This is a genomic window from Streptomyces lacaronensis, assembly GCF_047337785.1.
GTDB lineage: Bacteria > Actinomycetota > Actinomycetes > Streptomycetales > Streptomycetaceae > Streptomyces > Streptomyces lycopersici.
Genome location: NZ_JBLHDK010000003.1, coordinates 3,596,762 through 3,608,819, shown reverse-complemented (window position 1 = coordinate 3,608,819; position 12,058 = coordinate 3,596,762). Strand labels below are relative to the sequence as shown.

The window sequence follows — 12,058 nt, the reverse complement described above, 5'->3', positions numbered from 1 at the left end:
CACCACCAGGAGCACCCGTGATGTCCGTAACCCCCATCTCCCTGGCCGCCGCGCTGGAGCGCGGACCGCTCGTCCTCGACGGCGGTCTTTCCAACCAGCTGGAGGCACAGGGCTGCGATCTCTCCGACGAGCTGTGGTCGGCCCGGCTGCTGGCCGACGACCCGGGGCAGCTCGAGGCGGCCCACACCGCCTACGCACGGGCGGGCGCACGGGTGCTCATCACGGGCAGCTATCAGGCCACCTACGAGGGCTTCGCCCACCGGGGCGTGGGCCGCGAGGAGGCCACGGCGCTGCTGCGGCGCAGTGTCGAGCTGGCGCGTACGGGGGCCGGGCGGGCGGCCGCCGAGCGGGCGGCCGCGGGTGAGCGGGGCGCGGAGCCGGTGTGGGTCGCCGCCTCCGTCGGCCCGTACGGGGCGATGCTGGCGGACGGCAGCGAGTACCGCGGGCGGTACGGGCTGAGCGTGGCCGAGTTGGCGCGGTTCCACCGGCCGAGGATCGAGGCGCTGGCCGCGGCCGGTCCCGACGCGCTGGCGCTGGAGACGGTGCCGGACGCGGATGAGGCCGCGGCGATGCTGAGCGCCGTCGAGGGATGCGGGGTGCCGGTATGGCTCTCCTACAGCATCGCGGGGGAGACCACCCGGGCCGGGCAGCCGCTGAGGGACGCGTTCGCCCTGGCCGCGGGGGTCGACCAGGTGATCGCGGTCGGCGTCAACTGCTGTGAGCCGGGCGACGCGGACCGGGCCGTGGAGATCGCGGCCGACATCACCGGCAAACCGGTGGTGGTGTATCCGAACAGCGGAGAGGAGTGGGATGCCACGGCACGGAGCTGGCGCGGCCGGGCGACCTTCGACCCGGGGCGGGTGAAGGCATGGCGGGACGCGGGAGCACGGCTCATCGGCGGCTGCTGCCGGGTGGGCCCGGAGCGGATCGCTGAGCTGGCGGCCGTGGTGAGAAACCATTAGGCGAGGGAGGATCGCCGGGCGATACTCGGACGGGTGTTCTTGACGATAACCACCACCGGCACCGCCGAGCACCCGGCGACCGACCTCGGGTTTCTGCTGCACAAGCATCCCGACAAGGCGCAGCGGTTCTCGACCTCCTACGGCACCGCGCATGTCCTCTATCCCGAGGCGACCGCCGAACGCTGCACCGTGGCGCTGCTGTTGGAGGTGGACCCCGTGGCGCTGGTGCGGCGGGGCCGCGGCAAGGGCCGGGGCGGCGCCCCCGACTCCGCGCTCGCGAGTTACGTCAACGACCGCCCGTACGCGGCGTCCTCGCTGCTGGCGGTCGCGCTGAGCGCGGTCTTCTCCAGCGCTCTGCGGGGCCAGTGCAAGGCCCGGCCCGAGCTGCCGGAGCGGGCGCTGCCGCTGCGGATCGAGGTGCCCGCGCTGCCCGCGCGCGGCGGTGCCTCCCTGGTCGAGCGGCTCTTCGCGCCGCTGGGCTGGGCGGTGACGGCCGAACCGGTGGCGCTGGACGAGGAGTTCCCGGCATGGGGCGACTCGCGGTACGTACGGCTGGTGCTGGAGGGCGAACCGCGGCTGGCCGACGCCCTGCGCCATCTGTATGTGCTGCTGCCCGTGCTCGATGACGCCAAGCACTACTGGGTCGCCCCGGACGAGGTCGACAAGCTGCTGCGCTCCGGTGAGGGCTGGCTGGAGAGCCACCCCGAGCAGCGGCTGATCACCAACCGCTATCTGGCCCGGCGCTGGTCGCTGACGCGCAGCGCGCTGGAGCGGCTGGAGCTGGCGCGGCTCGCCGAGGCCGACGACACCGCGGCGGATGAGATCGACAACGCCGTCGGCGAACCGGCGGCGGCCGAGCTGATGGAGGAGGACGAGAGCGAGGAGGGTTCCGAGGAGCGGCCGGTGCCACTGGCGGTCCGGCGGCGGGAGGCGATACTCGACGCCCTGCGCGGGGTCGGGGCGGCCCGGGTGCTCGATCTGGGCTGCGGCCAGGGGCAGTTGCTGGGCGCGCTGCTGCAGGAGGCGCGGTTCACCGAGATCGTGGGCGTCGATGTGTCGATGCGCGCGCTCAACGAGGCGGCGCGGAGGCTGCGGCTGGACCGCCCCGGCTTCGACACGGGCGCGGCCGAGCGGCAGTCCGCGCGGCTGAAGCTGACCCAGGGCGCGCTCACCTACACCGACTCCAGGCTCGCCGGATATGACGCGGCGGTGCTCAGCGAGGTGATCGAGCATGTGGATCCGCCCCGGCTGCCCGCCCTGGAGCATGTGGTGTTCGGCGCCGCACGGCCCGAGACCGTCGTGGTGACCACCCCCAACGTGGAGTACAACGTGCGCTGGGAGACGCTGCCCGCCGGGCGGATGCGCCACGGCGACCACCGCTTCGAGTGGACGCGCGAGGAGTTCCGGGCCTGGGCGGGGGCGGTGGCCGAACGGCATGGCTACGCGGTGGAGTTCCGCCCAGTCGGCCCCGAGGACCCCGAGGTCGGCCCGCCCACCCAGCTGGCGCTCTTCCGCATCGGCGCCGGGAGCGGTGACAGCACCGCCACCGCGACCACGACGAAGGAGGCAGCAGCATGACCGAGGAGAAGCGCACCATCGGCGTGCCCGACCTGTCCCTCGTGGTGCTCGTCGGCACCACCGGCTCCGGTAAGTCCACCTTCGCCGGGCGCCACTTCCGGCCCACCCAGATCGTCTCCTCCGATGTCTGCCGCGGGCTGGTCGCCGACGACGAGAACGACCAGAGCGCCACCCCCGACGCCTTCGACCTGCTCCACTACATCGCGGGCAAGCGGCTGGCCGCCGGACGGCTGACCGTCGTCGACGCCACCAACGTCCGCAGCGAGTCCCGCCGCGGCCTGATCAATCTCGCGCGCGAGCATGACGTCCTGCCCGTGGCGATCGTCCTCGACGTCCCCGAGGGCGAGTGCGCCCGGCGCAACGCCCAGCGCCCCGACCGCGCCGGAATGCCCGACCATGTCATCCCCCGCCAGCGCCGTGAGCTGCGCCGCTCGCTGAAGTCCCTGGAGCGGGAGGGGTTCCGCAAGGTGCATGTCCTGCGCGGCGTCGAGGAGGTCGAGGCCGCGGAGGTCGCCACCGAGCGCCGCTACAACGATCTGCGCCATCTCACCGGCCCGTTCGACATCATCGGCGACATCCACGGCTGCCGCTCCGAGCTGGAGACCCTGCTGGGCAAGCTGGGTTACGCCCTGCGCCGCGACGACCTCGGCCGCCCGGTCGACGCCGCCCACCCCGAGGGCCGTACGGCGGTCTTCGTCGGCGACCTCGTCGACCGCGGCCCCGACAGCCCCGGGGTGCTGCGCCTGGTGATGGGCATGGTCGCCTCCGGCGCGGCCCTGTGCGTGCCCGGCAACCACGAGAACAAGCTCGGCCGCTATCTCAAGGGCCGCAAGGTCCGGGTCACCCATGGCCTGGCCGAGACCGTGGAGCAGCTGGACCGGGAGCACCGTGCGGACCCGGCCTTCGTCGACCGGGTGCGGGACTTCATCGAGTCGCTGGTCAGCCACTACGTACTGGACGGCGGGGCGCTGGTGGTGTGTCACGCCGGGCTGCCCGAGAAGTACCACGGCCGCACCTCCGGCCGGGTCCGCTCGCACGCGCTGTACGGGGAGACGACCGGGGAGACCGATGAGTTCGGCCTGCCCGTGCGCTATCCGTGGGCCGAGGACTACCGCGGCCGCGCCGCGGTGGTCTACGGCCACACCCCCACCCCCCGCGCCTCCTGGCTCAACAACACCATCTGCCTGGACACCGGCTGTGTCTTCGGCGGCCGGATGACCGCGCTGCGCTGGCCGGAGCGCGAGCTGGTGGACGTTCCGGCCGAGCGGGTCTGGTACGAACCGGTCAAGCCGCTGACCACAGAGGCCCCCGGAGGCGCGGACGGGCGTCCGCTCGACCTGGGGGATGTGCGGGGCCGCCGGATCGTCGAGACCCGCCACATGGGCCGGATCGCGGTCAAGGAGGAGAACGCGGCGGCGGCGCTGGAGGTCATGAGCCGTTTCGCGGTCGACCCCCGGCTGCTCGGCTATCTCCCGCCCACCATGGCGCCGACCGCCACCTCCAAGGAGGGGGCCGGCGGCGGAGCCGCCGACGGCGGCTTCCTCGAGCACCCTGCGGAGGCGTTCGCCGCCTACCGCGCGGACGGGGTGCGCCAGGTGATCTGCGAGGAGAAGCACATGGGCTCGCGCGCGGTGGCGCTGGTGTGCCGTGACGCGGACATCGCGCGGGAGCGCTTCGGCACGCCGGACGGCGTCTCCGGCGCTGTCCACACCCGTACCGGACGGCCGTTCTTCGACGACGCCCAGCTCACGGAGACCGTGCTGCGCGGGCTGAGCGGCTGCCTCGACCGCGCCGGGCTGTGGCAGGAGCTGGACACCGACTGGCTGCTGCTGGACGCCGAGTTGATGCCGTGGTCGCTCAAGGCGGAGGGGCTGCTGCGCCACCAGTACGCGGCGGTGGGCGCCGCCTCGCGCGCCGTCTTCCCCGGCGTCCTCGCGGCGCTGGAGGGCGCGGAGGCGCGCGGTGTCGAGGTGTCCGCGCTGCTCGCCAAGCAGCGTGACCGGGCCTCGGACGCGGCCGCGTTCACCGATGCCTACCGGCGCTACTGCTGGCCGGTCGACGGACTGGACGGCATCCGGATGGCACCGTTCCAGATTCTGGCCGTCCAGGGCCGCAACCTCGCCACGGCGCTTCCGCACGATCAGCAGCTCGCCCTGATCGACCGGGTGATCGAGGCGGAGAAGCCGGCTGCCGACGGCGCCCGGCTGCTGGCCCCCACCCGTCGGCTGATCGTCGACACCGAGGACGAGGCGTCGGTCGCCGAGGGGGTCCGGTGGTGGCTGGACCTGACGGCCGAGGGCGGCGAGGGCATGGTGGTCAAGCCGCTCCAGGGCTTCGTCCGCAAGGGCGACGGCCGGCTGGTCCAGCCGGGCGTGAAGTGCCGGGGCCGCGAGTATCTGCGCATCATCTACGGCCCGGAGTACACCCGCCCGGAGAACCTGGCCCGGCTGCGGGAGCGCCACCTGGGCCACAAGCGCTCACTCGCCCTGCGCGAGTACGCGCTCGGCCTGGAGGCGCTCGACCGACTGGCGGAGGGTGAGCCCCTGTGGCGCGTCCACGAGGCGGTCTTCGCGGTGCTCGCGCTGGAGTCGGAGCCGGTGGACCCACGGCTGTAGGGGCGACGGTCCGGGGGTGTCCGGCGGACCACGCGGCGGAGCCGCATGTCGATGCTTTCCCCTCCCCGCCCCTTCCCGACACCTGACGCTATGCGGCTCCGCCGCGTGCGGGGCTTCGCCCCTGGCCCCCGGCTGCCGGGGCTCAGACGGCCGGGGCCCGCGCCTCCCGGGCGCGGAAGGCGCGGCGGTAGTCGTGTGGGGGTACCCCGACCGCTCGGGTGAAGTGGCGGCGCAGGTTGGCCGCCGTGCCCAGGCCGCACAGTTCCGCGATCCGGTCCACCGGCAGATCGCCGCCCTCCAGCAGCTCCCGGGCGCGCGCGATCCGCTGGCCCTGGAGCCAGCGCAGCGGCGTCGTGCCCGTGGCGGCGTGGAAGCGGCGGACCAGGGTGCGCGGGCTGGTGTGGGCGCGGCGGGCCAGGTCGGCCACGGTCAGCGGCTCGTGCAGCCGCTCGGCGGCCCAGTGCAGCAGCGGGGCGAGCGAGTCGTCGGTGCGCTCCGGCAGCGGCGCCTCGATGTACTGGGCCTGGCCGCCCGGCCGGTGGGCGGGCGCGACGAGCTGCCGGGCCAGGGCGTTCGCCGCCTCGGTGCCGTAGTCCTCGCGCACCAGATGCAGACAGACGTCGATGCACGCCGTGGATCCCGCCCCCGTCAGCACATCCCCGTGGTCGACGTAGAGCACGGACGGATCGAGCCGTACGGCCGGATAGCGCCCGGCGAACAGCGCCGCGTACATCCAGTGGGTGGCCGCCGTGCGGCCGTCGAGCAGTCCGGTCGCGGCGAGGGTGAACGCGCCCGAGCACAGCGACACGATGCGGGCGCCGCGACCATGGGCCTCGCGCACCGCGTCGATCAGCTCCTGGGGCGGATCGCCGCGCACATCGGCCGAGGCCGGGACGATCACCGTGTCCGCCGTGATCAGCTCCTCGGCGCCGTACGGGGTGTGGGCGGCGAACCACGAGCGGGCGGCGACCGGTGCACCGGCCCCGTCGCCGCCCGGCCCGATCGCACAGACCCGCAGCTCGTACCAGGGGTCGGGGAGTCCGGGGCGATCGGAGCCGAAGACATGGCAGGGCACCGCCAGATCGAAGATCGGCATGCCCGGGGTGACGGCGAGGGCGATGGACCGCATGGCAGAAATGTAGCGCATGCTGTCACTCCTGCCACTCGTTCCGCCGGGCCGCGGCGCCGATGCTGGACGGGCATGACGACCCCTTCCGCGAAGGCCCAGGGGAGCGGTGTGCCCGCCCCCGCCTCCTACACGGCCCCCGGCTCCGACACGGCCCCCGGCTCCGACACGGCCCCCGTCTCCGACACGGCCCCCGGCCGCCGCCGCTGGCTGATACTCGCCGTCGCGTCGGCGGCCCAGTTCCTGGCCGTGCTCGACATGATCGCGGTCAATATCGCCTTCCCCGCGATCGGCACGGACTTCCGCTCGGCCTCCACCGCCCAGCTCTCCTGGGTGCTCAACGCCTACACCATCGTGCTGGCGGCGCTGCTGGTCCCGGCCGGGCGGCTGGCCGACGCGATCGGCGGGCGGCGCTCGTTCCTCACCGGCATCGCGCTGTTCGGGCTCGCCTCCCTCGCCTGCGGGGCGGCCCCCGGGCTCGGCACGCTGATCGTGGCGCGCGTGGTGCAGGGCGTGGCGGCGGCCGTCCTGGTGCCCACCTCCCTCTCGCTCGCCCTGCCCGCCTTCCCGTCGCGCGAACGGGCCACGGCGGTCGGCGTCTGGACGGCGGTGAGCGCGGTCGCGGCGAGCTCGGGGCCGGTGGCGGGCGGTCTGCTGGCCGCCTCCGACTGGCGCTGGATCTTCCTCATCAACCCGCCCGTGGTGCTGGTGGCCTGGGTGGCCGGGCTGCGGCTGCTGCCGCGCACCGGACCGGTACGCGGTGAGCGCCGCCGCCTCGATCCACTGGGCACGCTGCTCGTCCTCCTCGGCACCGGGTCCCTCACCACCGCCTGCGTCGAGGCCGCCGACTGGGGCTACGGCGCCCCGGCCACCCTCGGCTTCCTCGCCGTGGGCCTGGTCCTGGGCGCGCTGGCCGTGGCGCACGTGCGCCGCCACCCGGATCCGGTGGTGGACCCCGCGCTGTTCCGGACCCGTGCCTTCACCGCCGCCGCGCTCGGGCTGCTCAGCTACTTCCTCGCCTACGGCTCCGCGCTCCTCGCCGCGACCCTGCTGTTCACCGGGGCGTGGGGCTGGTCCACGGTCGGCGCCGGCCTGGCCGTCACACCCTGGCCGCTCACCGTCCTGGTGGTGTCGATGCTGTCGGGACGGATCGTACGAGCGCTGGGGGAGCGCACCGCGGCGATCGTCGGCGGGCTGTGCTTCGCCGCGGGGCCGATGTGGTGGCTGCTCCTCGCGGGCGGCGACGGTGGGCACTACGTGCTGGAGTTCATGCCCGGCCTGGTGCTCACCGGGCTCGGGGCGGGGCTCTACCAGCCGGTGATGTTCGCGGCCGCCGGACTGCTTCCGGCCCGTCAGCTCTCCCTCGGTTCGGGGGTGCTGATGATGTCCCGGCAGGGCGGCTCGGCCCTGGGCGTCGCGGCGCTGGTGGTGATCACCGGTGGCGTCGCACGGCCGGGTCTCGACGCGCTGCGCGCCGGGTGGGCCTTCACGGCCGTGACCGCCGCGCTCGCGGCCGTCGCGGGCGCCGCCTTGGGCACACGCGTTCGTGCCGACAACCGGGAGATGCCTACCGCCCCCGGCGAGAGCCGTGGATCCGGCACGGACCCGATACGGCACCATTGACGTGCCCGTGCCACCTGCCTAGCGTGCTGAGCGGTCGCTGGGTTCTCCGCAGGCAATGACGACGACGAGCTGAGCGGGGAGGGCGGATGAGCCTCTTCGAGGACGGACGGCCCTTCCTGCACGCGCTCCCCGCAGAGGACCGCCGCGCGCTGCTCGCCCTCGGCACCCCCCGCGCCTACGCCCCCGGCGAGGTCGTGCTGCGCGAACACGACCGTACGACCTTCGTCGTGGCGATCACCTCCGGCTGGGCCACCGTCTCGGTGGAGACCGAGCGCGGGGTGCGGCTGATCCTCGCGCTGCGCGGGGCGGGCGAGGTCGTGGGCGACCAGGCCGCGGTGGACCATGGCTCGCGCAGCGCCACCGTCACCGCGCTCGGCCGGATGGAGGCGGTGGTGGTCTCCGGCGACCGGTTCCGGGCGTATCTGGCCGCGCGTCCCGTCGCGACCGTACTGATCATGCGTCAGTTCAGTTCCCGGCTGCGCAGCTCCGACGGGGAGCGGCGGTCACTCGCCTCCGAGAAGGTGCTCCAGCGGCTGGCGGCCCGGCTCGTCGAACTCGCCGAGCGCACCGGCCACTCCGGCGCCGACGGCACCATCACCATCGATCTCCAGATGCCCCAGCACGACATCGCGGCCGCCGTGGGCTCGACCCGGGAGGCGGTCGCCAAGGCGCTGCGGCTGCTGCGTGGCCAGGGCGTGGTCCGGACCGCCTCGCGCCGCTTCGAGGTGATGGACATCGGACTGCTGCGGCTGCTGGCCGAGGGCCGCGCGACGGGGGAGCGGATCCCGGCGGGCCCTCGCGACTGAGCGCGTCCCGCGACTGAGCGCGGGCGCGCACTTCCCCGCGTTTTGACGCGACTGTGTAAACGGCTACAGCCGTCCCGCCGTTCCCCGGCGACCCTGGGGTTGGCACAGGGCGCGGGACCGTGAGCGACGGGGGTGCGCACGGCCCGGCCGCTGTCCGGTGACGGTCTGCCGGACGAGGCCCGAGCGCCCCGCACCGGAGAAGGGCGGCGGGGTGGGCAGGGGGACGAGCCCCGCCGCCCGCTTCCGGCATTCACCGGCACCCCGTCACCACCGCATCCACCACCGCATCGCGAGACGGGGGCCACGGCATGAAGGACGGCGGGCGATGAGCGCACCGGAAGACGTGAACACACCGGAAGAGGTGAGCGCCCCGGCACAGTCGCGGGGACGCCGGCTGGACATCCCCCAGGGCGGCCCGCTGGACGGGGCGGGCCAGCCGGGCGGTGCCCGTACGGCGCGCGAGGCCCGCGCCCATCTGCACATCGCCCACGGCCCCGCCCGGCTGTGCGCCGATCCGGCGCCGTACCCCTTGCCCGAAGGACCGGTGCCGCGCGAGGAGCTGGCCCGGTTGCGCCGGCTCCACCGGGCCGTCCCCGGGCATGCCGCGATGCGCGACCATCTGCGCCGCACCCACCTGGTGGCGCTGTGCGGCGAACCCGGCACCGGCCGCGCCTGGACCGGGCTCGCCCTCCTGGCCGAGCTGGCCGAGCTGACCGGCGGCGGGGTCTCCCGGCTCGGATACACCGGCCCGGACGGGGCGCCCGGCGTGGAGAAGGGCGTGGAGAAGACCGAGCGCGGCCACGGCTATCTCCTCGAACTCCCCGCCGACCAGGCCGAATCCACGGCCGAGCCCCTGCTGGACCGGCTGCGCGCCCACTTCGCCGAGCACGAGGCGTTCTGCGTGGTACTGGTCGCGGGCGGCCCGGCCGCCGACCGGCTGCTGCGCGGCCGTCGCCACGCCGTGGCGTACCGGCCCCCGGCCGCCGCCGACGTCCTCGACCGCCATCTCACCGAGCTGCTCGCCGACCGCCCCACCGGACTGCTGGAGACGGCGCGGGCCACCGCCCGGCGCCCCGAGCTGGCCGAGGCGCTCGGCCTGGACGAGCCACGGCCCGGCGAGGCCGCCCGGCTGGCCGGGCATCTGGCCGCGCACGCCGAGGGCAGGCTGTCCGACGAGCGGCTGCTGGAGCACTGCCGGTCGTTCGCCCCGCACCAGGCCCGGGAGTGGTTCCTGGAGGCCGGGGCCTCCGGCACCCTGCCCGCCGCGCTGCCCGCGCTGCGCGCCGCCGCGCTGCGGATCGCGCTCGCCGTCTTCGACGGCTCCGCGCACAGCGTCATGGCCGAGGCCGCCGAGCTGCTGGCCTGGGAACTGGCCGTCACGCTCGATCCGCAGTACGCGCCCGGCCGTCCGCTGTTCACCGCCCGCCCCGGGGCCTTCCTCGCCACGGCGCGCGCGGTCCACGGCGAGGGGCTGGAGGACCTCGGGGACGCCTCGGTGCCCGTGCGCGCGGTGTGGTTCGAGGGGCGGCGGCTGGCGCCCGCCGTGCTCCACGAGTCCTGGGACGTCCACCACAACCTCCGCGGCCCGATGGCCCGTTGGCTGCGCGCGCTGTGCGACGACCCACGCCCCCAGGTGTGGGTGCGCGCGGCGGTCGCGGCGGGCGTGCTGTGCGCCCGCGACTACCTCTACGGCCTGGTCGAGCTGGCGCTGCCGCTGGCCCGTACCGACAGCCCGGTGCAGCGGATGGCCGCGGGCACCGCGCTCGCCGAGGCGTCCCGCGCCCCGGACGTGCGCCCCGCCGTGAACGGGCTGCTGCACGCATGGGCGCGCGGCGACGACGAACGCGAGCGCGAGACCGCCGCGCTCGCCCACGGCTACGGTCTGGCGGCGGGCTCGGTCGCGACGTCCCTGGAGGAACTCGGCCGGCTCGCCCGCGCCGACGACGGCCACACCACCTCCTACAGCGTGGTGCGGCTGCTGGCCGGGACCGAGCCGGAGACCGTACTGGCCGCGCTCACCCACTGGCTGCGCGACACCCGGCGAGCCCGCCGGGACCTGGCGCTGCTCGCGACGTTGCGCGCGGTCACCATCCGCACCTCGCATCTGTGGGGGCTGGGCGAGGTGCCCGAGCTGGAGCCGTACGCCGCCTGGCCGCTGGCCACGGCGCTGCTCGCGGCCCATCCGGAGTGCGGGCCACGGCTGGCCGAGCTGCTGCGGGCCGCGCTGACCTGGGCCAGATCGGCCGGGGCGGCCGAGGACGCGCTGGTCGGCTGGATCCGGCGGGCGGCGGGGGACGAGCGGCAGCTGGCCGTGTTGTGCGACTTCCTGCCCCGGCTGGCGCAGGACGGCGACGAGCCGCTCGACGCCGGGGCGGCCACGCGGATACGGGAGGTGCTGGAGGCACTGTGAGGAGAACGCCGATGGTGAAAGAGACAGAGGACCCGACAGGTACCGAGACCACCCACGAGACCGAACACGACCACGCCCACGAGAGGCCGGCGAGCGCGGGGGCGCGCCGGATCTCGGTCACCGGGGCGCGGAAGCTGCGCGAGGCGCTGCGCCACGGCGGGGACGCCCTGTCCGCGGCGCTGCGGGAGGCCGACGACGGCCTGCTGCTGAGCGCGCTGGACGAGGGGCTGCCCGCCGAGCGGGCCACCCGCGTCGTGGTCGAACTGGTGCGCCGCGCGCCCGAGCGCGGCCCGGAGCTGGCGGACGCGGTCTGCGAGAAGGTGCTCCTCGCCCAGCTCTATCTCGACCCGCCGCACCGCGCCCCGGGCGGCGCGGGCGGACCTGCCCCGGACCCCGACCGCAGGCTGCGGGTGCGCAACGCGCTGATGCTGTACGAGGGGCTGGTCCGCCCGTACGCGCGGCGCGGCGCGGTGCCGGAGCTGATGGCCTGCGTCCTGCCCGGCCTGTGGACGGCCGGGGACGGCGCGGGCCGGGAGGTGGTGCGCCGGATCGTCGGCACCCGGCAGAGCACCGGGTTCGGCGAGAAGGGCTGGAAGGCGCTGTTCGGCGGCGTGGCCGAGGAGTCCCGGGAGCACCGGGAGGCGGCGGCCCGCGCCGCCCGGCGCGCGGCACGGCGGCGTTGGCGGCGCGGGGGCGCCGAGGACGGCAGCCGTATCGATCTGAAGCCCGGCCAGCTGTGGGTCTCCGCCCTGCTGGGGTTCATCGCGGTGGCGCTCGTGCTGATCGTGGTGATCGCGGCAGGCTGACCGCTCCGCGGGAAGGGCCGCGAGGTGCGGTCGTTCATCCGCACGCTGCGCCGTGGCTGGTCCCGCCCGCGCGGCGGAGCCGCATACCGGCACAGCCCCGCGCCCCTTCGGGGCGCAACCGGACCACACCGG

General features: G+C 75.1%; 8 protein-coding genes. 7 read left to right on the top strand and 1 reads right to left on the bottom strand.

The window, feature by feature from the left end:
- The first annotated feature begins 20 nt into the window (after nucleotides 1–20).
- Genes mmuM through ACMTAK_RS15145 form a run of 3 tightly spaced genes read left to right on the top strand, consistent with a single transcriptional unit; the run spans nucleotide 21 to nucleotide 5,155 of the window.
- Entirely contained in the window at nucleotides 21–962 is a 942-nt protein-coding gene (gene mmuM / locus ACMTAK_RS15155; RefSeq protein WP_413806737.1) for a homocysteine S-methyltransferase, read from the top strand.
- A 33-nt stretch (nucleotides 963–995) separates the two neighbouring features.
- Nucleotides 996–2,540, top strand: coding sequence for a 3' terminal RNA ribose 2'-O-methyltransferase Hen1 (locus ACMTAK_RS15150; RefSeq protein WP_413806736.1), 1,545 nt, complete (start codon nucleotides 996–998; stop codon nucleotides 2,538–2,540).
- Nucleotides 2,537–5,155 (top strand): polynucleotide kinase-phosphatase, encoded by a 2,619-nt coding sequence (locus tag ACMTAK_RS15145; RefSeq protein WP_413806735.1) that lies wholly within the window; start codon nucleotides 2,537–2,539, stop codon nucleotides 5,153–5,155. Before ACMTAK_RS15150 ends, ACMTAK_RS15145 begins: the two co-directional genes overlap by 4 nt.
- A 142-nt stretch (nucleotides 5,156–5,297) precedes the next feature.
- Here the strand turns inward: ACMTAK_RS15145 and ACMTAK_RS15140 are convergent, their stop codons facing one another.
- On the bottom strand, nucleotides 5,298–6,302 hold the full coding sequence (locus tag ACMTAK_RS15140; RefSeq protein WP_413806734.1) for a GlxA family transcriptional regulator: 1,005 nt from the start codon (nucleotides 6,300–6,302) through the stop codon (nucleotides 5,298–5,300).
- 54 nt (nucleotides 6,303–6,356) lie between these two features.
- Between ACMTAK_RS15140 and ACMTAK_RS15135 the strand changes: the two genes are divergently transcribed.
- The 4 genes from ACMTAK_RS15135 (at nucleotide 6,357) to ACMTAK_RS15120 (ending at nucleotide 11,926) form a co-directional block, all read left to right on the top strand.
- Nucleotides 6,357–7,904, top strand: a complete 1,548-nt coding sequence (locus ACMTAK_RS15135; protein ID WP_413806733.1) for an MFS transporter — start codon at nucleotides 6,357–6,359, stop codon at nucleotides 7,902–7,904.
- A gap of 86 nt (nucleotides 7,905–7,990) precedes the next feature.
- On the top strand, nucleotides 7,991–8,710 hold the full coding sequence (locus ACMTAK_RS15130) for a Crp/Fnr family transcriptional regulator (RefSeq protein WP_413806732.1): 720 nt from the start codon (nucleotides 7,991–7,993) through the stop codon (nucleotides 8,708–8,710).
- A 325-nt stretch (nucleotides 8,711–9,035) separates the two neighbouring features.
- Nucleotides 9,036–11,120 (top strand): hypothetical protein, encoded by a 2,085-nt coding sequence (locus tag ACMTAK_RS15125; RefSeq protein WP_413806731.1) that lies wholly within the window; start codon nucleotides 9,036–9,038, stop codon nucleotides 11,118–11,120.
- 11 nt (nucleotides 11,121–11,131) lie between these two features.
- Nucleotides 11,132–11,926, top strand: coding sequence for a hypothetical protein (locus tag ACMTAK_RS15120; RefSeq protein WP_413806730.1), 795 nt, complete (start codon nucleotides 11,132–11,134; stop codon nucleotides 11,924–11,926).
- Nucleotides 11,927–12,058: the final 132 nt, after the last annotated feature.